This window comes from Verrucomicrobiota bacterium (assembly GCA_016871495.1).
Classification (GTDB): Bacteria; Verrucomicrobiota; Verrucomicrobiia; order Limisphaerales; family VHDF01; genus VHDF01.
In genome coordinates, this window is sequence record VHDF01000023.1 from 26,723 (window position 1) to 51,147 (window position 24,425).

Genomic DNA, 24,425 nt, shown 5'->3' on the forward strand with positions numbered 1-24,425 from the left:
GCAATTTACTGGCAATCGCTCTCGAGCTATTCTTGGGTCTATGAAACGGGGCGTTCTGGCTCAGATTCGCGCGCAGTGCCTGGGGAAGGCACCGCGTCGGAGGTCCGCGATCAAGTCGAAGGTTCCGGCATGCAAATCAACATTATGAAACCTCATCTCTTCAGTCGTTGGTATGGAGTTGTGGCGGCGGGTGCGGTCATGGCGGTTGGTGCCGTCGCCGGGTTCAGTTGGGCACGCGCGGCCGAGAATCGGCTGCCTCAGCTCAAATCAGACGATACGCCGATCTCGCGGGATATTCGCGCGGGTCACAGTTACAGCGCGGTGGTGAAGCGCGCGGCGCCCGGAGTCGTCAACATTTTCACAACCCGCAAGATCAAGCTGGACCGGCGGTCGTATCCGGGTATTCCGTTCTTCCCGTTTTTCGACAATCCGGAGGAGGAGGGCGGGCGCTCCACCCGGCCGCGAACCCATCGCGAACAGAGCCTGGGGTCCGGAGTCATCGTGTCTCGCGATGGCTATATTCTCAGCAACAATCACGTGATCGACGGGGCCGATGAAATCAGGATCGTTTTGAGCAAGGACAAGAAGGAATACATGGCCAAGGTCATCGGAAAAGATCCCAAGTCCGACCTGGCCGTGCTCAAAATGGACGCGGAAAGTCTGCCCTACGCCACGCTGGGGGACAGCGATAAACTCGAAGTGGGTGATGTGGTGTTGGCGATTGGCAATCCGTTCGGCCTTGGCCAGACAGTGACCAGCGGCATCATCAGCGCGCTCAACCGGGGTGACTTGCCCATCGACGTCGCCTATGAGGATTTCATCCAGACCGATGCCGCCATCAATCCCGGGAATTCGGGCGGCGCTCTGGTCGATGCCGAAGGACGCCTAATTGGCATCAACACGGCGATTTTGAGCCGGACCGGGGGAAATCAAGGGGTAGGATTTGCGATTCCCATCAACATGGCGAAGCATGTCATGATGCAGCTCATCGAGAAAGGCCGTGTTTCCCGAGGGTATTTGGGTCTGCTTCCGCAAGATCTCAGCTCTGATCTCGCGCGCGAGTTCAAAATTGAGGATGGCCAGGGAGCCTTGGTCGCGCAAATCACCGAGAACAGCGCGGCGGAAGAGGCCGGATTGAAGCCCGGCGATGTGATTACTCACCTGAACGGAAAGTCCGTCAAAGATGCCGGAGGATTCAGGCTCATGGTCAGCAAGAACGCGCCGGGAACCAAAGTGGAGCTGAAAGTCCTGCGCGATGGCCGGGAACGCACTTTGAAGGCGACGTTGCGTGAACTGCCCGAACAGCCGGAATCCGCTTCCGTGGACCGGGAGAAAAGCTCCGACAGCAGCGCGTTGGAGGGCGTGGAGGTGAGTGATGTCAACAGCCAGGCACGTAATCGCTTCCGCATACCCCAAGATGTCAAAGGCGCGGTCATTACGAACGTCGATCCTGAGTCCGCCTCTTACTTGGCGGGGTTGCGCGTCGGGGATGTGATCATGGAAATCAATCGCAAGAAGGTGCAGAACGCCGACGACGCGGTCGAGCTGAGCAAGAATGCCAAGGGCAGCCGTGTGCTGGTGTGGGTTTGGAGCCGCGGAGCGACCCGATTCATCACCGTGGACGAAGGCAAAGCGCGCTAGCCCGTGACCCGCACCCGCCTGACCATGGGTCCGGAGAAACGGGTCGATCTCGCACGAGCCCCGGCTTGGGCCGGGGCTCGTTGTTATTGCAGGATGGCCTCGGCAAGGTTGTATTTCAGGGTCAAGGTTTCCGCCGTCACCGTCGTGGACAGGATCTCCAGCCTGGCCTTGGGGCTGGAACCGCCGTAGCGCAGGCGGAAGAAGCGCCGCGAATCCCGTTTGGGAATGGAGATGGTCTGCGACGCGGTGTTCAACACGGCTGAAGCGTCCGCCGTAAAGGCCGCCCCCAACTCCGCCGCGCTTTCCAACACAACGGAAGGACTTGCCGCAACCTCCGTGTAAGCCTTGATCGCGCCCGGTCTGGAGTCGTTGATCAACACTCTTTCGCCGGAGGACGGATCGAGGGAGAACCACTCAACGTGGGCATTCCCGCCGCGTTCGTACCACACCATGCGGAACGGATAGAGCCCGGCCAACGGGACCACGATTTCGAACGTTTCGTTGGCCGGGCCGCCGTTGTGAAATTCCAAGGGCAAGGTCTGGCGGTCGGCGAAAGAGGAGCCGGAAACGATCTGATACCCATCGTCGCAGTGCGCCCCCATTCGGACGATGCCAGCGGGTAATTCCAGGTAAGTGAGAACCTCCATGGCGATGTCGTCGGTTCCATTCTCGTCGATGTTCACCCCAGGTATTGCTTGATCACCGGGGAAGGACCCGTCCGCGGTGTCCGGACCATTCTGGGAAAAGTTGATGGCAGGTGCCACGACGCTGGTGTCCAGGTGGGCGGCGATTTTGGAGCCCTGGACGAGTTGCTCCTCGGCTCGCAGCAGCGAATTCTCGAGCGAGGATCCTTGGGGCGCCTGAACGACGCGAACGCGGAATCCCGGATTCGAGCCACCGGACCGGACGTTCGCAGCACTCAGAGCGGCGTAGTGGACGAAGAAGCTCCAATCGTTGGTTTGCTCCACGCCCTCGGAATCGGCGAAGACCATGCGCACGCGAACGCGGCTGCCCGGCGCAGGCAGCGAGGTGAGGGTGTGAACGACATCGATGCCGCCGGCAACAGCATTGATCCGCGCGGAAACCGCAACGTCGTGGACAAACAGTCTCACCGAGTTGGCGCGGACTTGAGTGTCACGGTCTTTGAGGGACACCATGATCAAGGGCGCGGTGGTGTTGACCGTTGCACCGTCAGCCGGGCTGACTTGGGCGACCGCAGCGCGTTGCAGTCCGGCATCCGCGACCGGAACGAAGAGAAGGTAATTCTGAAAGATGTCGCCATCGGCGGGTTCCGAAGTTAACTGTCGCAACCGGAGCGTCACCTCACCGCTCAGCCGCACCACGACTTTCGATTGACCCAGGGCGTCCGTGAGCGGAACGGTGCGATGCTTGGTGCCTGAAGAGGTTCCCAGGAAGGATCCGAGGATGGTCGTGGCGGGATTTTCTTGGGAAGCGGGGCCCTGCACCCTTTCGAGGACAGCCTCGGCCAGAGAGACGTTAAACAGCGATTCGCGCAGATAGACTTCGTAGGTCCCCGTGGGGAATCTGCGGGTGTATTGGAGAAACTCGCCCCGCTCGATTTGGCCGATGTCGTAGTCAAAGACACCCGCGTCTGCGCCCCCCGCCGCGGCGAACTTGGCGCGGATCGCATCGAGGGAGACCTTGGTTCCCACCGGTTCCCCCTGGCGATAAGGAAAATTCCCGCTGGAGCGGGTGTCGAAGAAATCGATGTTCGGAACTCCGGTTGCGTCGCGGTAGCTGTTGGCCGCCCCGGGCACGACGCTGGGGTTGTCGTGATACTGGCCTCCGCCGAAGTTGTAATCCTCCACCTCGATCACCAGGTTCTCGGGGCTGAAGGTGTCGAAGTCGAGCGCCACGCGCTGCAACGCGCCATCGACATCCGTGGCGGCAATCTCTCCCCGGTAAAGTTGTCCGGGGCTGAGGCCCGAGAATTCAACCGTCCGGCTCGTGGCGGATCCAGAAAGAGTGAGCCCGTTGCCGACGGTGTGGCGGACGCCGTTCAACACCAAGGCGAATCCGCTTTCCGGCAGCGGCTTATCATCCGAAACACGGAAGCGGACTTTCCCTGCCGCCGAGACAAAGTTGGCAAACTCCTCGGGTTGAACGTCCGTGATGGTCGGCGGCGTGTTGCCCGAGGCGGGCGCGGTCCATGCCACGGCATTGTCGAACACCACGGAATAGGGATTGGGTCCGCCCGCAGCGAAGTCCGCGTATCCGATCAGGACAAAGCTGCCGGAGCCGAAGTAGGGTGCGGAAGGTGAATCCGTGCCGTTGGCGAAGACGTCCGCCGCCGGGGTGTCCGTGAAGGATTGCTCAAAAATCACCGCGTTGGCCGCGTCTTTGTCCAGAACGCGGGCGCGGAGATGGACGTTCTTGCCAGCGCCGATGAGGGAGAGTTCCAAGGTGACATTCTCGTTCTTCAGCGGCGGCAAAGGATTGACGTTGTAGAAGTATTTATTGAGACCCTTCACTACGAGGATGTCGGTTTCTGACTTCGCGAGGGAATAGCCCGCGAGGCTGGAAACGGGGTTCGCGGAGGGGATCCAGCTGAGCACCGCGAACGAATCCTTGCCGAGGCCGCTGACCATATCGACTTGAACCGTTAATCGTTCTCCGTCCACGACGTCGAAGGAGCGAGCGGTTTTGGTGCTGGCGGCGAAGAGCGGTTGCCCGATGGCCGGAACGTCGATGGTGAAACGGCCCTGGGCCTCGGTGACCATGCCGGCCCCCGGTTGGAACGTGAAATCCTTCCAGTCCGATTTGCGATTGTCGTCGAAGTCATCGACCAGGACACGGTCGTTGACGAAGGCCTCGAGATTGTCGAAGGTCACAGAATAGACGGAGGGGCCGCCGGCGGCATAATCGGCGTAGCCGATGAGCACCGCATGCCCTGTCCCGAGAAAGGGCGCGGCCGGCGAGTCTGTTCCGTTGGCGAAGACATCCGCAGCCGGTGTATCGATGAAGGACTTCTCAAAAATCACCGCTTCATTCCGATCCTTGTCGAGGACTCGGGCGGTGATGAGCACGTTGGCGCCCGCTCCGGTGAGCGTCAGCGACAACACCACGTTCTCGTTCTTCAGGGGCGGCGTGGGGTTGACGTTGTAGAAGTATTTGTTGAGTCCCTTGACGACCAGGATATCGGTTTCGGACTTGGCGATGGAGTATCCCGCGAGGCTGGAGACCGGATGGGTGTCCGGGATCCAGGACAGGACGGCAAAGGAGTCTTTGCCGTTGCCGGAGACCATGTCGGCCCGCAGCTCGATGGTGCGCGCGTCCTTGAGTTCCAGGGGGTTTTTCGTGAGCGTGCTGGCGGCAAATAAGGGCTGGCCGATGGCCGGCACGTCAATGCGGAATTGGCCGCCGGTTTCCGTGATCGTTCCCGCACCGGGCTGAAAGGTGAAATCTTTCCAGGCGGTCTTGGTATTGTCGTTGAAATCATCGAGGATGCGGCTGTGGACCGGCAGCGCGGCAAGGATCGCGGCGGTGAGAAGGCTCCAGGTCTGGGATGTTTTCATGCGGAATAAGGCGGTTGAAGCGGAGGAGCGTACTGCTGCATCCGCGGGTTGCTGGGCATCCCTTCTTGAACTGAAGCATCAAGGGAGGTCAACGGAAAAGCGCGTCATCAGGGCACAAGAATCTTCATGCGGAAGAAGACGCCTGAATAACTTGCGGGTAATTCTACCTCGACTCGTTCCGCCACGGCTCCGACGAATGGACGGTTGGCGGGATGCTCCACCGGGCGCCAGGTTTCCGGAGTGAGCGACGTGGAACTTTCGAGCACGAAACGCAGGCCGGGCAGCCGGTCGTAGCGGATGCGCACTCCGGCGGGTCCGGGGATGATCTCCATCCGCCACGACGAGTGGCCGTCGAAGGGATCGGTGCCCAATAGGAATTCGTGCTCGTTGATCCATCCATCTTGATCAAGGTCCCCGTCCCAATCCGTTTGGGGGGCGACGATCCCTCCAAATTGCTCTGTATGCCATGCGTCGTAGGAAGGGCGGGAGGGCAAGTCCTCGAGGATCCACTCCTCCAACAGCCGGATCGCCTCGCTGTTGAAGCGAAAGTGGCCAAGAGGTGGCATGTGGAATCCGTCCCATTCCGCGACCCGTCGATAGAGCACGGAGTGTTGCAGGCTGCCGGGAGCGACGATGCGGGTTTCTTCGGAGGCAATGCTTGCCACTGGAACGGCATTGATGAGGCCGGCGGTGGAGAGGGGGATATGAATGCGTGCGTCCCAACGGCTTCGACTCGGGGCACCAGGCTGGTGGCAGGAGGAGCAATTGGCGGCGAAATACGATCGCACGCGATGCTCCAAGCTCCAGGAGAGGTTGTTCGCGGCGGCCAGTTGCCACCAAGCATGCGGAGTGCCAGGATGAGCATCGAGATAACCGGATTCGGCCAGTTCGGTGATTTGGTTTTTCGCAACCCCATCGAAGGTTTGCCAAAGATTGAGTTGAGGAGTGTTGAAGCCAAGGGCGAATCCGCCCGCCCGGGTGTGGCATTGCTGGCATTCCAGCCGGGAGGGAAAGCGCCATCGCTCAAGGGCGCGGCGGGGCTGTCCTGGAGAGTAGAGGTTCTCCTCCAGACCTTCTTCAGCAACCAAGTAGGCTTCGCTACCTTCCAGGTTCCAGCGATAACTCGCCCCAGCCACGCCCTCGGCTTGTCGGATCAAAACCCGGGTTTCGAGCCTTCGTGAACGATTGGCGGCTGCCCAGTCCAAAGGCAGATCGAAATGTTTGACCCAAAGCGTGCCCACGGGGAAACTCCAGGATCCCTCGGTGGAGAACCCGAATCTTGAGGCGAGGTTGGTCAAAGCAAACCATCGTTGCTTCAAAGCTCCATCGGACCAGAAAGGCACGTTGATCTCGTAAGGAACGATTCCGGGCTGCGGTTGAAGTTCCTTCAGATCCATGAAGATCCCGGTCTCGGACAAGCGGGCAGGCAAGGGCGGACCCGATTCCACTTTGCGTTTGAGCACCATCAACTGGCCCTGCGTGCCGTCGAGCGCGAGGATTTCCCCGGTCGCTGGGTGACGCGCCAAGGAGAAGATTAATCCCGAGTGGAGAGCGATCCAGCGGATGTCAGGAGAGTTGGGATCGGCAACGCCCACGGCCCCATTGAGATCGCTGAACAGGATTCGGCCTTCGAATTCGGGGTAAGCGCCATCCCATAATTTCAATCCACCCGTGATCGCCATGCGACCGTTCTGATGCGTGTATTCGAGCAGGGGATCCATCATGCCATGCTCAGGGACGTTCCAAGGCCAATCCAACGTGCCTTCACGAAACGGCCAGCCGTAAAATCCGCCCGGCACGATGCGATTGAACTCCTCCCGGTCGTTTTCCCCCACGTCCAGACAGAACAGCGAACCGCTTCGCGAGTCGAAATGCATGCGCCAGGGATTCCTCAAACCGACCGCGAAAAACTCGGTTCGAAGTTTCTCGGGGTCCATCTGATCACGCAACACCAGGCCTCCGATTTCCAGTCGCGAGAGGCCGACGAACGGATTGTCTTTGGGAATGGAATAGGAGCCAGGATGAATCGCCGGGTGCGGCGAGGGATCCAAGTTGCCGGGACGGCGGTCCACGTCGATTCGGAGAATGCCACTAAAGAAATCGCCGTCGAGGACGGCGGCATTGCGAAAGGAATCGCGCGCACCGCCTTCGTCTCCCAAGGCCACGTACAGATAGCCGTCCGGGCCGAAGGCCAGATCTCCGCCATTGTGATTGGGATCTTCGTCGAATTGGGAAATCAGAATGAATTCGGATTCCGGAAGCGCCCGGCGGGGATTCCCCGGGTCCAATTGAAATCGCGAGAGCCGGTCATAGATTCCCGGTCCCTCGGAGCCATCCGCGAAAGTCGTGTAAAACACAAAGAACCAACCGTTCGTTCTGAAATCGGGATGGAAGGCCAGCCCGAGCAGTCCGCTTTCTTGGTGATGGTAAGTCTTGGCCGAGAGATCGAGGAATACCTCATGCCTGGGTTGGGTAAGGTTGGTTACGGAGAGGATCCATCCCGCCTGGTTGAGAAAGAACATCCGCTCGGTCTCCCCGGGAATGGAAGTGGCGGCAACACACCATAAGGGTGGCAGTCCCACCACGGGCTCGAAGACGTAATTCGTCGCTGCAAATCGAGAAGGGAAGTGGAGGGCCGAGGTTTCCTGGCGCGGACCTGACCCGATTCGGGCGGGGCTCGAAAATGCGATCAGGAAATAGCCAAACAGTGTGGTCCATCGAATGGCCGCATGTACAAGCCGATCATTCCGGTGTGCCACGAGCGAAGGGTCAGCAAGTTTGCTGCCGAATCCACGCGCGATGCCTCGGGAGTGAGTGGAGGGTCGGTTCCTTACACTTCGCCCTCGATTGTCCGAGATTGCGAGATCTCAACGCAACGGATTCAGCCTTGGCTCAAGGCTTCGAGGGACGGGCGTCCGCGTCGCCGCGTGGAATCCACCAAGCAAGTGAGATTCCCGCCAAATAGATCACGCTGGTCGCCGCCCCCATTTTCCCGACGTCTCCTTCGAACCAGGCGGCCAGAAAGGCCGAGGTGAACAAAACGATCGCTGAAAAGATGCGGCCTGAGTTGTAACAGACACCCATCCCGGTGGCGCGAATCGAAGTGGGGAACAGTCCCGGCAGGAAATAGGGCAGCCATCCGTAGAAACTCGTGGCCACGAAACCCAGACAAAAAACCGAAGGCAGAAATCCGCTCTGGCCGGGAGTGGCGTGGAAGAAAATCCACATGCTCAGCAAGAACGAACCTAAACTGATGAAAAAGTAACATCGACGGGGGCCAAGTTTCGCCGCCAGCCAGCCTCCGCTCAAGGAGCCGAGCACCGCGCCCATGGCTTGCACGATTTGGGTTTGGGCTTTGAGATCGGGGAGATTCATGGCTTCGCCCATTTGTGCCGCCCAAGGAATGAGGCGCTGGCCGGACGCCCAGCCTCCCAGGAGCGGAACAGTTCCAAGTCCGATGCCCAGAAGCGTTCGTTTCAGCCAGGGCGGCCCCAGAACGACTTTGACCGGGACGGTTTCCTGGCTGGTTTGGGCGCGACGCAATTCGAACCATTCCGGGGACTCCGGCACCCATCGCCACGCGATCCAGGCCAGGGGAAGCGCGGCGGCTCCCAGGGCGAGCACCCATCTCCACGAGGTGGCGGTGGCGGGGTATTTCAACATGATCAAACCCAGGAGCAGGAATCCCACATTGGCCGCGGATCCCATGATGCCGGACACGAAGCTTCGGCTGGACTGGGGCCAGTGCTCCGACAGCAAGGCCACACCGCACGGCCACATCCCCCCGACGCCGAGACAAGCAACAAAGCGAAGTGCCAGAAGGGCCATGGGTGTCGGTGCCCAGTAACTCAACGCCGTGACCAGGGAATAGCAGGCGATGCTGGCCGCCATGGCGGGGCCCCGTCCCCAACGGTCCGCCATCCATCCGAACAACCAACCGCCCGCCGCGGCGCCGAGCAGGAAGGCCGCCATCAAGTAGGAAAACCATTGATCCGTAAGAATATTCCGGATTTCCAGTTCTGTTGAGCCCGGGGCGACTGGGATGGGGATGGCGCCGGAATCGAGGAAGTCCTGAATGGCTGGACGGGCGGTGGGCACCATCAAGGCCATCACCACTCCGGCTCCCATCCAGCCCAGCGCCACCACCGTCAGGGTCACGCGACGGCGTGAGATGGAGGAGGTCCGATTCAACGTTCGGGTGTTTCTCCAGCTTGCTTCAGGAGCAACAGAAAACGTTTGAGAAGTTCGGTGTTGTCTTGATAACCGCGGGCGGTGACGAGCCATCCGTCCGACACCACGGGCTCATCCACGTAGCGGCCTCCCCCTTGTTTCACATCGAGCGCGCATTTGGGGACGGTCGTCGCGCGTTTGCCGCGCAGGCAGCCCGCCGCCGACAAGATTTCGATGCCATGGCACAAGCAGGCCACCGGTTTGCCGGCTTCCGCGATGCCCTGGACCAGACGAAGCAGATCCCCGTCGTACCGCAAGTATTCGGGCGCGCGTCCGCCGGAGATGAACATGCCCGCGAAGTCGGCGGCGTTCAGATCACGAAATGCCGCCGTGGCCCGCAGATGATAGCCCGGACGTTCTTGCGTGATGTCCCAGGGCACTTCGGGGTTGGGTGGCACTTCGTGCAAAACCGTGTGGTAAAGGCGGCATTCCTTCCCCGCCACCACCACCTCGTATCCATCTTCCGGCAATCGGTAGTAGGCGTAATAAGTGTCGAGGGTTTCCGAGGCATCCCCAACCGGCATGAAGATCTTTCCGCTCATTTCCAATGCACTCCGCTTTCTTCTCCCAGCCGGCGCAAAAAGCTCGCCGTTCGTTGCGCCGTTTTCGCGGGGGCCGTCCAGGCCTCTCCGGCTTGATGAACCGTGACGGGTCCGTGGTAACCTGCGTGAACCAGAGCCCGAAACACCCTTGCGAAGTCGATGCCTCGCGGGTCGTCCATCGGAATGAGATCGAAGCGGACCGGGCCGCGCGTCCAGGTGTTCAACGTGATGGCGCCTTTGTCATGGATGAACTGATTTTGGAAGTAGACGTTAAAGATCCACGGGGCAAGGCGCCTGAGCGTGGTTTCGCCGTAATCCTGTCCGCAGAGTTCGAGATTGGCGGGCTCGTAGATCAATCCGAAATTGGGACGGTCAATGGCGCGCAAGGTTTGTTCAATGCCTGCCACGGTCTCGAAGAGGCTCTCGGTATGGCATTGATGAGCCAGACGGATGTCGCGTTTCGCCGCTTCATCCGCGGCTTTGCGCGCCCATTCAATATCGTCCTGATGTTTGAGCGCGACGCGGATCAAGCTGCTGTCGAGGGCCTCGGCCAGATCCAGGTAGGGCTGGATCCTGCGAAGACAGCCGGGCGCGTCGGCGTTGTTGTAGACGATGGCGAAGTCTCCGGTCACCATGGTGGTCTCAAGCTGGCGGGCTTCCGTCAGGATACGGGCCAGTTCGACTTCGAGCTTGGAGGAGTGAGCGCCCACTTGCGAGGCGCGCATGCAAAGGCCGCGGTAACCGGCCTCCACGGCGAGATCCGCCAACTCGCGCAGGGGGATGCAAGCGCGTTCCTTGGAGGCGAATTCCTCGGCGATACGAACGGACAGAGAAAGCTTCATGGGAACGCACGATTCAACCGCCGCGGACTTCCGGGTGTCAATGGGGGATCCCGAGCCTCAATCCGCGCCGGTGCATCCCGATGTTGCCGGTGATGCAGGTAGGGCGCGTCCGTCCCGGCGCGCCGCCGGAGCATGATGTTTTGCATCCAGTGGGCGGCGGGCTGGGACAGGCCCGCCCTACCAACAACATCGGGATACACGGAATCCGCGCCTCAGAATTCCGACGGGCTCGCGAAAGGGGGCTGGCGCGGCTGAAGGAAGCGCGGATTTAGAACGGCCCGCTGTCGCGGGCGTGATCGATGGAATGTCGGTGGTGCGAACTTGTTCAGCGCACCTCCAGGTGTCGTGAAAACAGGCGTTGCTGCGTGTTACCCGTGGATCGGGGAGTCGTCTGCCCACGAATCACACGAATCACTCGGATCACTCGGATCACTCGGATCACTCGGATCACTCGGATCAAAACAAGCCCTCGGTCGGTTCAATCAGAATCAGGGTGATCGACAGTCTGTATGGAACATCAGGACAGAGAGGCATTCTCCATCCATCCGTGTGATCCGTGGTTGCCCCAGAAAAGGCTCAGCCGTTAGCCGTGGAACAATGTAGGCCCCAAATCCACGGATCGGGGAGTGATTTGCCCATTCAATCCCCTCGGGATTCATGGCGGGGCGAGTTTGAGTGGCGTGACGTCGGTTGCGGCCGAGGTGGCTCGCTCGACCGGACCCTGCTGACGCTCTGACCTCTTGGGCAAACCAAGGGCACCCTCAAAGCACAATCATCAAGGGCTTTCTTCCACGATGTTCAGTTGGCCAAGGCGGGGGGCGGTGAGGATTTGTTTTTTCCCGCCGGGCCATAGGATCTCCGCGGAATCCAGCTTGGATTCCCTGCCAAGGCCGAAGGTGAGGATGGTCTCGGATTGGGACAAGTAACCCCGGGTGGGCATGACTTGTTGGGAGAGCGTTTCCGTGCCGCGCTTGAGCGTGACCCACGCGCCGATGGCGCTTCGGGTGGACGACTTGCCCACCAGTTTGAATTTGACCCAGGACTGGCCGAGGCTCTGGTCGTTGCGCAGGAGCAGGGGAGGCCCGCTAACCTGGGTCAAAACCACGTCAGGGTCGCCGTCGCCATCGATATCGGCATAGGCGACACCGCGTCCGACGATGGGACGGAACAAATCGGAACCCACTTTGGAAGGGGGGACCGATTGGAAGCCGACGCCCGAATTCCAGAATAACTGGGCGGGCTGGCGGTATTGCTGGCTTTGTTGGACCTTGTTGATTTCTTCCTCGAGATGTCCATTGGCGGTGAGCAAATCGAGCCGTCCGTCGAGGTCATAGTCGAGGAAGACGAGGCCGAATTTGAGGAGCAGTCGGCTGGCGGGTCCGACGCCTTCCGGAATGGCTTCATCGGCGAAGGTCATGGGCATTTTTTGAGAGACGTAGAGCGCCGTCATTTCGTTGGCAAAGTTGCCGATGCCGATGCCGAGCGTGTCGTCGTTGCGGTGGCGGGCGGCGTCGATGCCCATGGCCCCGCGCGTCATGCCGTAGGCGTCGAACGCGATGCCGCACAACGCTCCGATCTCTTTGAAAGTCCCGTTCTTTTGATTGTGGAACACGAAGTTCTGCACGGTGTCATTGGCAATGACGAGATCGATCCATCCGTCGGAATCGAGGTCGATGGGAGCCACGCCGAGGGATTTGGCGGTGGGGACGCCGGTGGCGGGGTTCTTGATTTGCACTCCGGCCGAGGCGGAGACATCGGTGAATTTTCCGCCCCCCTCGTTGCGGAAGAGGGAGGGGAAAGTGCCGCCAAAATTCATGGGCGGGCCGTAAGCACGCCCCACCCCGACAAGCTTGTAGCCCACTTTGAAATCGATGTCTCTGGACCACTTCACGTAGTGGCAAACGAACAAGTCCAAGTCCCCGTCGTTGTCGAAGTCCAGGAAGGAGGTGCTGGAGGACCAATCGTCGCTTGATCCGGCGACCCCGGCGGACGCGGTCATGTCGGCGAAGCGGCCCTGGCCGAGATTGCGGAAGAGGCGGTTGCCGCCGACACCGCAGAAGAAGATATCGGTCCAGCCGTCATTATCATAATCGCCGACGGCGAGTCCGGTTCCGTAGAAGCTGGTGTTCAGTCCGGAGGTGGCGGTCACGTCATGGAAGCGGCCCTTGCCATCGTTGCGATAGAGCGCGGGGGTGGCGGTTTGGGATGGGGCGGCAGGATTCCAGGGCCAGGAGGTGCCGTTGGCGAAGAGCAGATCGGGGGCGTGGTCGTTGTCGAAGTCGAGGAAGGCCACGCCGGCGCCCATGGTTTCGGGGAGGAGTTTCTCGCCGGTGGCGCCACTCTGGTGAACGAAATGGATGCCGGCTTCACGGGTGATGTCCACAAAGCGCGCCTCGGGTATTTCCGGAGTTGAGGCGGGCGCAGCGGAAGGCGCGGAGAGGGGGGTGATTTGGACGATCGGGGCGGCTTTCTTGGGGGTGAGGAGGAACCAAGTGCCGGCGGCAATCAGCCCGATGACGATCAGAGCGATCAGGGACTTTTTGGTGGCGCGACCGATGACCGCGTCGTCTTGCTGGACCAGATCTTCCTGGTGGTCGGGTTGGGGGGGGGGGGGGGGTGAAGAACTCCTCGACAGGAGGGGACGAGGAACGGCTAGCGGGTGGATGCGTTTTGCGGAGAAGCGGGGGCGAGTTCGAAGGCGCCGGGACGCTGGAGGTCGTAAATGACGATGGCTTGTGCGGCGTGGTCGGCGGCTGGATCGCGTCGGCGGGCGTTTGCCACGGCTTTATCACGCGCGTTGTCATCGACACGGTAGCGTTCGTGGAGTCGGCGGTGTTCGGTGGCTTTGGCTTCCTGGTTCAACTGGCTATGGATGAGGGCGAGGTTGTAATGGGCGGTGACGTTTTCGGAATCGAGGGCGAGCGTTTTATCGAATTGATCGCGGGCGGCCTCGAGGAATTCCTTCTGCCGGGCGGGATTGGCACGTTCCGTTTTGGCGCGCTCGACCAAAGTCTGGCCGAGTTCGTTGATGACTTCGTAATCGCGGCTGAAGTCGAATCCGCGCTTGTCGAGTTCGGGATAGCGATCCTGGAGGATGCTCTTGAATTCCGCGATGGCTTTGTCGAGGAAACCGTTTTGTTTGTTCACGAGGCCGTTGAGCCAGGCAATGGTCCAGCGGGGGCCGGGAGGATTGAAGCGGTTGGTGTCATGGGCGCGCTGGAGTGCCAGCACGGCGTCGTCGAGGCGGCCTTCCTTGAAGAAGACGCGGGCGAGGTTGAGGGGGCCGTCGGCGCGTCCGAGCTTTTCGACTTCGGCGAAGGCCTGGGCGGCTTGAACGAGCTCGCCTTTCTCGCTTCCCTTGTCCCCTTGCAGGAGGAGTCCGATGCCGTAATCGTTCCATCGCTGCCAGAGCGGCGCGGCCGAGGGGGCGTTGGTGACGGAGGGACCCCCTTCGACGGCGAAGGTGATGTGATCCTCGCCGAGAACGGAGATGGGGAGATCGTTGGTTTTCTGGAAGGGTTGGCCATTGGTGTAGCCACTCCCAAAGACGTAATTGTAATAGATGGTGTCGAATTTTCGGTAAACGAGTTTGGCTGAGATGGTGAGCGGGCCGGTGGCGTTCTCGGGGACGGTAAAAGCGAAGTGGCCGACTTGGGCGGCGCCGGGAGGGATTTGGTGGTTGTAGAGCGGGGTGAAAATGTCTTGAGCGTTGCGCCGGTCGATGCGGTTGCCCTCGCGGTCGAGCATGTACACGTTGACGAAATGGGACCACGGATCGACTTCGAGATGGGGGCCGAGTCCGCCGCTGCGTCCGACGATGCGGTTGCCGCTTTCGATTTTGACGTCGGCCCAGAGTTCATTCGAATCGACGGTGCCTTGGGTGAGCGGGTGGCCGAGCTTGAGCGTGCGAAGCACCACTTCGAGCAGGTAGCGTTTGCCTGGTTTGAGGACGGGGACGGACGGGCGGAGTGGGGCGACGAGGGGGCCGTCGATGGCGCCGCCTTCTTTCAGGCCGAACAGATCGACGCGAACGGTCTCTTTGAGAAACGCTTGATGGGCTTTGACGATTTCCGGTTCGCCCCGAATATGCGCGATGCCGGTGTTGGCGGCGGGGAAGAGATGGTTATGGATGCTGAGCACGTTCGTGCCGTTGAAGTATTGGGCGCCGAAATCGGAGGAGGGCTGGAGAGGCATGTGGCAGTCGGCGCAGTTCGACCGTGCCTTTTCGGGATAGTAGAAGCTGCGGGCGTTGATGCCGGAGACGCCGCTGAGCAGGTAGGAGTCGTAGTGATTCTGGCCGCGCAGGAATTCCTTGTAGTTGTTAACCTCCTTGGGCAGGCCGACCTTGTGACAGACCGAGCAATACTCGGCCGTCTTCATGAAGGGTTTGAGGAACGTTTTCTTGTGGAATTCGGGTTTGGCTTTGACGAGTTGCTGATTGACGTATTGGAGGACGGCGTTGGAGCTGTAGGCAAAGGGGTAATGGATGGGTTCCTCGATCGTGTAATCGCCATTGCCACGGGTGCTGTTCACGTGGGTCATGGCGTGACAGGCGGTGCAGGTGATCCCGGCCTGGGAGGTGGGGTGTTTTTCCAGGTCGAAATGGGGGTCATCAAAAGCTCCGCTCAGGAAGGGAACAGGATCGTGACAACCCGCGCACCAACGGGAGGCTTTGACGTTGCCATCACGCTGGAGCGCGACAGCGCGGGTCTCGCGAATGCTGAACAGATAGGGTTTGTTGTTGAAGGAGCTGAAATGATGGGCGCTATGGAACCAACCGTGGTAGGCGTCCTCGTGGCATTTCATGCAATACTGGTCCATCATCAACGTTTCCGGTGGAATGAAGTGACCCGAGGCCGTGCGGGCCTGCGAGGGTTCGAAATACTTTTTGCCCTCGGCAGAGCCGATTTCGCTCCGTTTGGGATGTGTGCCATGCATCGCCACCATGCCGATCACGACGGCCGCGGTGGCTCCTCCAATGCGGATGCCAGTTTGCCAGCGGATCTTGGGTCCGGCCAGGCGGTGCAGAATGTAAAGCCAGACGGCGGCGAGGGGGAGCAGCACGTGGGCCCAGTAAGCCGCGGAGCGCGCGGCGGGGTCTTTCAGTCCAAGGTTCTTGAACTGGAAGACGTCCACCCGCATGAGGAGCACGCCGGAGATGATGACGGCGAGGCCGACTCCGAAAAGGGTATAGCCGACCATGACGGCGCGGCGGTTGGGCCGGTTCCAGGCATTCTTGATGTGGAGGGCCGAGAAGATCAGAAAGGGAATCACCAGGATCAGGCCAAGGATCAAATGACCCAGGAACATGATCTGATAGAAATAATTCTGGTAGGTGACGCCCTCGGCCCGGTGCAGCCACTCCATGAAGGTGATGGCGGAGAGGTAGAGCGAGTTGGCGGTGAGGATGGCGCAGAGGCCGAAGACGCTGAGCAGGACCCAGCGAAGGCGCGGGCCGACCGAGCGGACGTAACGCTTCTTCGGGGGTTCGGGTGGATTGGGTTGGCTCATGAACAGGCGCGACTGGGTCTGGCTCTAACCGATGGCGACGGACCGGGCAAGCCGAGGCGCCGATTTTTTGCGGGTTTGCCTGGGGTGGGAATGGAATTGACGCGAGCCGCTGGATGCGAGGGGTGAAATGTAGCCTGGATCGATCTGGTCATTGCGGATGCGGGGCGATGGGTGGTATATTGGAACGGGCTTGCAACCCTCGATTCGATCGAACCATGGTTGCGTTGTTCCTTTCCGAGGCATGTTTTGGACGAAACGCAACAAAGAAGAAAACAGGTATTATCTGCTCCCGGGCATGGCCCGGAGTAATCGGAAACATCATTATCAGACTTTGAGATGGGCCTTCTTGATTGGTTTGGTCTGCTCGGGGTTGATCGCTTGGTTTATTTATGCATCCAGTCGTCTGTAACCGCACGGGCCGACGCTTGAGTCCCCGCCGAGTGTGGGGCGGGGCGATCCGTTCGGCCGGGTGGGGAGTTTTCATTGCCGCCTGGACCGTTCTGGGAGCCGCCCCGAAGCCTGCCAAACCGGGTTCGTTGGACGCCGCGAGTGTGCAAACGCAGGCCTTCCTGAAAGATTACTGCTTTGCGTGCCACGGCAACGGAAAGAAAAAAGGAGGATTGAATCTGGATGACCTGGGGATGGCCCAAATCCCCGCCTCCGACCATCCGGTCTGGGAGAAAGTCCTTCGCCAGCTTCGTTCCCGGGAGATGCCGCCCGAGGATGAAAAGCAGCCTGGCTTGGAGGCCCGGGAGCAAGCCATTCATTGGATTCAAGCCCAGGTTTTTCAGGCAGACTGTGATCGTCCGGATCCCGGACGGGTGACGATCCGGCGATTGAACCGGACCGAGTACAACCACACGATTCGCGACTTGGTGGGCGTTGATTTTCGTCCCGCCGATGACTTTCCCTCCGACGACGTCGGCTATGGCTTTGACAACATCGGGGACGTTTTGTCGGTGCCGCCGATCTTGCTCGAGAAATACATGACGGCAGCGGAGAAGGTTTTGGACGCCGCGATCGTGACCGAGGATTGGACGGTCAAGAAGACGGTGCGCGTCGAGCCGCAGGATTTGGAATCGAGCGGGGGAGGGAATTTCACGGGTTCGGGTGGATTTCGACAGGGACGCGAGGGAGACGCGTTTGTGCGCCACCGTTTTCCGGCGGAGGGTGAATTTGTGATCAGGGTGCGAGCCTACGGGGAACAAGCGGGACCCGAGGTGGTGCGCATGGCGATCAAAGTGGGCGGGGAGGAAGTCCAGAGATTTGAAGTCGCGGCGGTGATGGCGAATCCCGAAACTTTCGAAGTCCGCGTCAAACGGCCGCCCGGGGACGCAAAGGTGGCGGCGGCGTATTTGAACAATTATGTCAACGAACGCGCCACGGATCCGAAGCAGAGGGACCGGAACCTGGTGGTGGAGTACGTTGAAATCGAAGGTCCTTATCATGCCAAGCCGGTGCCGCTGCCCGACTCACACCGGAGAATTTTCTTCAAACAACCCGGCAAGAAGAATCACGCGGGGGTGGCAAGGGAGATTGTGGGCTCGTTCGCCAAGCGGGCCTTTCGGCGGCCTGTGGCCAAGGCGGAGCTGGACCGGTTGATGAAGCTTTACGATCTGGGGCGTGCGCAAGGCGAGAACTTCGAGGCGGCCGTGCGGTTGAGCCTGCATGCCGTGCTTGTTTCTCCGCAGTTTCTGTTCCGAGGCGAAATGCAGCCCGAGCCGGACAATCCGGACCGCACCGCGCCGATCGACGAATTTGCGCTGGCTTCGCGGCTTTCTTATTTCCTGTGGGGAACCATGCCGGATGACGAACTCTCGGCGCTGGCCGAGCGCCGCAAATTGAGGAAGAACCTCCCCGCGCAGGTGGCCCGACTGCTGGCTTCGCCGCGATCGAGGGCGTTGGTCGATGGGTTTGCCACCCAGTGGTTGCAGATTCGCAATCTCAAAGTGGCAAGCCCGGATCCCGATCTTTTTTCCGAGTACGACGAGACGCTGGCGGAAGACATGCGCCGGGAAACGGAGCTCTTCTTCGAGCACGTGATGCGGGAGAACCGAAGCGTCCTGGAGTTTTTGGACGCGAATTACACCTTCGTCACTCCGCGGCTGGCGCGGCACTACGGATTACCGCCGGTGCCGGGCGAGGCATTTCAGAAAGTCTCGTTGGAAGGAACAGGGCGGGGCGGTTTGATGACGCAGGGCTCCATTCTGACCATCACTTCGAATCCGACGCGCACTTCGCCCGTGAAGCGCGGGAAGTGGATTCTGGAGAATTTGCTTGGAACCCCGCCGCCCCCACCGCCACCGAATGTGCCTGAGCTCAGTGAAGCGAACGAGAAAGTGCTGTCGGGGACCCTGCGGCAGCGGATGGAACAGCATCGGGAGGATCCGAACTGCGCGACGTGCCACGCCCGGATGGATCCCATTGGGTTTGGCTTTGAAAACTTTGACGCGATTGGCGCGTTCCGCCGGAAGGACGGCGCGTTCGCCATCGAAGCGGGTGGGAGATTGGTGACGGGCGAAGCGTTTGAAGGTCCCGCCGAACTTCGTAAAATTTTGCTCAGCACCAAGCGGGATGATTTTCTGCGCTGCCTGGCAGAGCGCATGCTGACCTTCGCCTTGGGCCGGGGGATGGAACACTACGATCGATGCGCCATCGATGAAATTGTCCGCAAATTGAACGGTCAGGAGTACAGGTTCAACGTCTTGGTCACCGCCATCGTGGAAAGTGTGCCTTTTCAGATGCGGCGAGGCGAGGCCAAGCGGCTGGCGAGTCAACCTTGAAACACCTCCGCCATCTTTTTCTGCGGATTGGGGAGTGCTTTGCCAGCATGGTCCTCGTGGCGATGGGAGCGGACCTGCAAGCCGCGCCATCGAAACCGGAGCTTGAATTGCGCGTGCCCGCCGGCGGCATTCAGCCGCAAGCAGTGGGCGATGCCTCGGGAGCGATCCACCTTCTCTACTTTACAGGCGATCCTCGAGGAGGCGACCTGCGTTACACCTTCAGGCGGTCCGACGACAGCGAATGGCGACCGTCGATCCGGGTGAACTCCGTGGAGGGATCCGCCATGGCAGTCGGGACGATCCGGGGCGGCCAGATCGCCATGGGCCGCGGGGGGCGGGTGCATGTGGCCTGGATGGGAAGCGGGAAAGCGGTGCCAGCCCAGGTGGGTGGCAAGCCGGAAAGTCCAATGCTTTACTCTCGTTTGAACTCGGATCGCACCGCCTTCGAACCCGAACGGAACCTGCTGAAAATCTCGGGTGTTCTCGATGGAGGAGGCTCGGTGGCGGCCGATGATCAGGGCCGCGTTTGGGTCGCGTGGCATGGGCAACGTCCGGGCGAGGCGCATCGCGAACAAGCTCGGGAACTGTTTGCAACGTTCTCACGGGACGACGGGACGAACTTTGAGGAGGAACAGTCCATCGGGCCGAAAGGAGCGGGGAGTTGCGCCTGCTGCGGGATGAAGGCTCTGGCGCTGCCGGATGGATCGTTGTTGGCGGCTTACCGGACCGCGAGGAACTCCATGGACCGCGACATGACGCTTGTCTGGCATGGAGGAAAGGAGCGGCCGTGGGGAACGCGTGATCTGGCGCCATGGCGCATCCCGGCCTGCCCAATGAGCTCTGCTTCATTGCAAACCAGTGCGAGCCATGTGTGGGCCGCTTGGGAGCAGGACGGTCGCATTCAAGCTCGAGGTTGGTGGATTCGATCGGGTCAAGCCACGCCACTCCTTGAGCCTGCTCGAGGAGATGGCAAGATGCGGCATCCGTCACTCGCGGTCGCGGAAGATGGTCAAATCTTGTTGGCGTGGACGGAAGGCACCGGGTGGAACAAAGGCGGACGCGCGGTATGGCAACGGTTTTCAAAAGAAGGAAAAGCGATTGGCCACCCATGGCATCGCGACGGTGTGCCGGCCTGGGGAACCGTGGCCGCGGGGGCCGCTCCGGGAGGGTTTTGGATCATCTACTGAACGCAGCGCGGCGCAGCGTGGCGCAGCGTGGCGATTCTTCGATGGACCCTGATTGTGGAATCTGTTGGGCTATCCCGCGCATGAATAAAAGTAACTGGACGGGGTGGCGTCACTTGGCCTATTTCCTGGTCGTTTTCGCCCTGGGATTGGATATCCATCGAGCGGCTGCTCAGCCCATTATTCTGGTCGAGCCACGAGACGTGAAGGTCACCGTGCGCGGAGGCGAGCCGCCTCCCGCCACCGGTTGGACGATCCTGGTGTACGGGCATGGGGATCATAATCTTTCCCAGTCTTTGATCGAAGACATCCAGGAGATGGAAGAGGCGGGGAGTGGTCCGGGATTCGAAATCATTGTGCAAGCGGACTTCGACGCCGTGGCGCCGAATCGAGGATTGCCGCCCAATCTGGCTGGCGGCGTGACCCGGTTTCGTGTGACCGCCGACACCGATCCGGGGCTGATTACGTCGCAAGTCTTGGAGCGGATGCCGGAATCGAAGAACATGGACGACCCGCAGGTTTTGGCTGAATTTCTGGCCTGGGGATTCGCGAAATATCCCGCGCAACGCTACGGCTTGGTGATGTGGAATCACGGCGGGCAGTGGATCGGCTTCGGTGGTGATTCACAGGACAGCACCCTGCAACAAAAGAGCATCCTTCGAACGGGGCAGATTCGAGATGCGGTGTCTCAAGCGATGGCCGCCGCGGGCGTCAAGAAGCTCGATTTCGTGGCCTTCGACACCTGCCTGATGGGCGGCATCGAAGTGCTTCCAGACATGGTTCCTTTGACGGACGTTTACATCGCCTGTCCAGAAATTGACTATGGCGACGGCTGGAACTACGGGCCGACGCTGAAGTATTTGAAGCAAAATCCGGCCGTTTCGGCGCTCGATTTCGCCCGGCGCGAGGTCGAATTGTGGCGGGAACAACACATGCAGCCGGGAAAAGCTTCGGATCTTGCCTTGGCGGCGCATGCCGTCTACGACCTGACTCAATACCCGAACCTGGCTCAGAAATTTCAAAGTTTTGGTTCCGCTTTGAGGTCCTCAGCGACCCTTGACAACACCTGGCTTCCCCGGCTGCGGTTGCAAGCGACCGAGTACAGCGTGGCGGATGTGAGAGAGATTGGCCGGCCGACGGATTTCGTGGATTTGGGAGAACTGGCGCGGTTGATCGAAACGGCGCCGACCGCTCCGGCGGCCTTGAAGGTGGCGGCGCGCGAACTGGCCGAAGCCGTGGACCGGACGGTGGTGGCGAAGATCATGGGCACTTCGAAGGAACGTGCCAGCGCCTTGTCCGTTTACTATCCGGTCGCAGGATCGAGTGTAGGGAGCCCTTACTTCGACATTTCGAGCTCGAAGTCGGATGGTGCCAGCTGGCCTGGTTTGCTGGATGACATCGCCAAGAACAAGCAACGGGACGCCACGGCACCCTCGGTTTCGTTGCTGGATTCGAATTCCGGTCAGCCTGTGCCGGACGTGATGGAGACCACGTTGACCGCATCAGCCAATTCCCCGGCTCACATTCGTTTTGCCATTACGCAAGGAACCGACGCCACCGAATTTACAGCTGCCCTGGTGGCGAGAGGGACTGGAGCGAATCAGGATGTGTTCATTCATTTTGGGGAAGTCGCGAGCCAGAGCATTGCCGGGGCGGGCACGTACGAGTTCTGGTGGGATACCCGGATTCCGCAATTGTCGGATGCGTCGGGGCGCAGAGCTCCGCTCGGAGCCTTTTTCGCCGATACGGGTGCGACCCTCCTGGTGAGCTTTGCGCTGTATTCGCCCAATGGAGATCCGAACGCGTCTCAATTCGTTGTGTTGCTCACGGAACGCGCAGCGGCGGGAAGTCTTCAGATCGTGGATGTTCTGGATGGGGAATCCGGTTCCTTGGCCCCGATCGGGATCGAGGTGGCCCCGGGCGGAACCTTGCAACCGGTTTACTACGTCGAGAAACGGGCGGGGGCTGACCCAAGCCAATGGCTGGCGGATTATCTCCCCTCGGGGGAGTCCATCACGATTCCTGCTTCGGGGTTGGCCGGGTTGAAGGCGCAGATGGATCCGGTCGATCCGGGCGAATTCGATATCGAAGTGCAAGTGGAAGACGCCTATCAGAATGAGAGCCGGGTGCTTACCTTCAATGTGCGGGTGGAAGGCGCGGGTGGAACCCCGGCCTTGACCCTCACCTCCGCGGACGGCCAGGTGACTTTGCATTGGTCTGAATCGGCCGGTGAAACTTGGGCATTGGAATCCACCAACGCTCTGGGCAGTGGAGCCTGGGAAAATGTGAATCTGAATGCCGCGATCCGGGAAGGGACCCAAGTGCGTTTCACCCAGCCAAGGGGTGTGGGCGCGCGCTTCTTCCGGTTGAGAAAGCAATGAACCTCCCGACTGACTTAAGCATCAAGTTAGTCGGGAGGGTCAAGCACCTAGCCTCAGACATCCTGACCCCAAGCAGGAGATGCGGGACGGATGAAGAAGGGATGTGAGACCAGAGTGACGTGAAGCGGCTCGGTCGCAAGCCGGAGGCTTGCCAGCCTTTGGCCGGTGGTGGAGGAGCCCAGCGACGATACCACCGGTCCACCGGGTCGCCCGAGCATGTTCATCCTGGAGGGATGGCAGCGCCGCTGGTGTCAATACCCGGAAAATACTCAAGGACAGACATATTGAGCACCTCAAGAATCCCAACGGGATTCCGTCCCGAAGCCCAAGGTTGCGAGGAACGAGCTACCTGGGGTCACAGTTCGCAAATGGAAAACAACCCCAACGGGGTTGTGACGAAATCGTATTTCCATTTTCAGGGGCAAAGCCACAACCGCGTTGCGGTTGAATTCATTTCCCATCGGCGACCCAAGGTAGCTCGTTCCTCGCAACCTTGGGCTGGAGGACACAATCCCTTTGGGATTGAAGGCCGGATTCCGTCGCCGTAGGCATCGCCGATTCCGTGGCGGATTCGCCCTGGAAACAATTATGACGGGAGAGCCATTTAGATGAAGAAGGCGGTGGCCAAAGGATTGAACCTCCCGACTGACTTGATGCTCAAGCTACTCACCATTGCGCACCCCGGCCCGGCGGAGTTTTTGGCTTACAATGGCAATTGCCGTTTTAAGCGTAAAACACCGTTCCGCCTCGTGGCGGAAATTCCGGGCTCGGGAACAGGCCGGAAGTTTTCGAGCTGGCGCCGCCTTCAACGTTCAACCGCCGCCGGTTGACGAGGGCGGGCTTTGATCGTGATGCGTCCGTCTTTCACCTCGATGCTTTGAAACTTTCGGATTTGCTCGACGTTGCGGGGATCTTTGTAGGCGTCTTTGGCCAGATTCTCCTTCTTCAGTTTCTCCATGAATTCGGCGGGAATGTTCATCCCTTTGACTTCCGCGGCCGTGAGCGTGGCGGAAAGGACACCATCTACGAGTGAGAGATTGATGCCGGCCGAACCATTGAAGTAACGGCCTTTGAGTCCGAGTTCATCGAGGGGCATGCTGAGCCGGGCTTTGATCTCGCTGCCGTCCAGATTGACGAAGACGCGGTCTTTGAGGAAGGCGAGTCCGTTTTCACGAGCGATGAGCGAGTTGATTTCCAGCGGGGTGAGCACGAGATCTTCACCGCCTGAGCCAGACTCCAGCGCCTGGTTGAATTGGGCCAGGCGCTGTTGGAGCGAGGTCCAATCCGTCTCGCTGATGGTGGCTTTGGGGATGCTGGCCGGGTGATCGTCGGTGAAACGGTTGACGAGGGATTTGACGGCATAACGGACTCCGAAGTAAGCACCGAGGCTTCCGAGCACGGCCAGGATGAGGAGCGTGAGGCAACCGTAGAAGACACATCCGCGGCCGGATTTCTGAGGGGCTTGGCTCATGATGATGAGGCGATGCTTCCCCAGATCCGCGCAGAAAGTGAAGTGGAAACTGGGAGGGTTCGATTGGAAGGAGGGACGTTGGCGGCGTTATTCGCTTGCGGGGGCAACGCGGGCACTTGGACGGCCATCCCGCAGGAATAGTCGGCGTCGATTTCGGTGTTCAGAACCAATTCGCCTGCGTTCGTGGAGTGTTCGCCCCGGGCGGGGATTCGTTCATGGTTGACGAGTTCGATCGGAGGTGAGGGAGACCAACCCTCCACTGAGGATTCCACGGAGATTTTTCAAACATGCAAATTTCGCTTGA

At 60.2% G+C, this 24,425-nt stretch carries 12 protein-coding genes; 4 read left to right on the forward strand and 8 right to left on the reverse strand.

Annotated elements, in window-relative coordinates; all coding sequences use genetic code 11:
- The first annotated feature begins 129 nt into the window (after positions 1–129).
- Complete coding sequence (locus FJ404_07350; protein ID MBM3822682.1) at positions 130–1,641, forward strand: DegQ family serine endoprotease; 1,512 nt, start codon at positions 130–132, stop codon at positions 1,639–1,641.
- Positions 1,642–1,724: 83 nt separating this feature from the next.
- On the opposite strand, the gene FJ404_07355 is transcribed toward FJ404_07350, so the two are convergent.
- From FJ404_07355 to FJ404_07375, 5 genes are all read right to left on the reverse strand, one after another.
- Positions 1,725–5,177, reverse strand: coding sequence for a hypothetical protein (locus tag FJ404_07355; GenBank protein ID MBM3822683.1), 3,453 nt, complete (start codon positions 5,175–5,177; stop codon positions 1,725–1,727).
- Between the two features lie 107 nt (positions 5,178–5,284).
- Positions 5,285–7,936, reverse strand: coding sequence for a hypothetical protein (locus FJ404_07360; GenBank protein MBM3822684.1), 2,652 nt, complete (start codon positions 7,934–7,936; stop codon positions 5,285–5,287).
- 133 nt (positions 7,937–8,069) lie between these two features.
- Positions 8,070–9,461, reverse strand: coding sequence for an MFS transporter (locus FJ404_07365; GenBank protein ID MBM3822685.1), 1,392 nt, complete (start codon positions 9,459–9,461; stop codon positions 8,070–8,072).
- Positions 9,365–9,949 carry a peptidase gene (locus tag FJ404_07370; GenBank protein ID MBM3822686.1) on the reverse strand — a complete coding sequence of 195 codons (585 nt, stop codon included), beginning with the start codon at positions 9,947–9,949 and terminating at the stop codon, positions 9,365–9,367. The genes FJ404_07365 and FJ404_07370 overlap by 97 nt, the downstream gene beginning before the upstream one ends.
- Positions 9,946–10,791, reverse strand: coding sequence for a sugar phosphate isomerase/epimerase (locus tag FJ404_07375; protein MBM3822687.1), 846 nt, complete (start codon positions 10,789–10,791; stop codon positions 9,946–9,948). Before FJ404_07375 ends, FJ404_07370 begins: the two co-directional genes overlap by 4 nt.
- A gap of 80 nt (positions 10,792–10,871) precedes the next feature.
- Between FJ404_07375 and FJ404_07380 the strand changes: the two genes are divergently transcribed.
- Positions 10,872–11,063, forward strand: a complete 192-nt coding sequence (locus FJ404_07380) for a hypothetical protein (protein ID MBM3822688.1) — start codon at positions 10,872–10,874, stop codon at positions 11,061–11,063.
- 503 nt (positions 11,064–11,566) lie between these two features.
- On the opposite strand, the gene FJ404_07385 is transcribed toward FJ404_07380, so the two are convergent.
- Positions 11,567–13,372 carry a CRTAC1 family protein gene (locus tag FJ404_07385; protein MBM3822689.1) on the reverse strand — a complete coding sequence of 602 codons (1,806 nt, stop codon included), beginning with the start codon at positions 13,370–13,372 and terminating at the stop codon, positions 11,567–11,569.
- Between the two features lie 71 nt (positions 13,373–13,443).
- Complete coding sequence (locus FJ404_07390; protein ID MBM3822690.1) at positions 13,444–16,302, reverse strand: hypothetical protein; 2,859 nt, start codon at positions 16,300–16,302, stop codon at positions 13,444–13,446.
- Positions 16,303–16,691: 389 nt separating this feature from the next.
- On the opposite strand from FJ404_07390, the gene FJ404_07395 reads away from it, so the two are divergent.
- Entirely contained in the window at positions 16,692–19,085 is a 2,394-nt protein-coding gene (locus FJ404_07395) for a DUF1592 domain-containing protein (GenBank protein ID MBM3822691.1), read from the forward strand.
- A 1,066-nt stretch (positions 19,086–20,151) separates the two neighbouring features.
- A complete protein-coding gene (locus FJ404_07400; GenBank protein ID MBM3822692.1) occupies positions 20,152–22,650 on the forward strand; it encodes a hypothetical protein in 2,499 nt (832 codons plus the stop codon).
- 805 nt (positions 22,651–23,455) lie between these two features.
- Here the strand turns inward: FJ404_07400 and FJ404_07405 are convergent.
- Entirely contained in the window at positions 23,456–24,121 is a 666-nt protein-coding gene (locus tag FJ404_07405) for a hypothetical protein (GenBank protein ID MBM3822693.1), read from the reverse strand.
- Between the last annotated feature and the right edge of the window lie 304 nt (positions 24,122–24,425).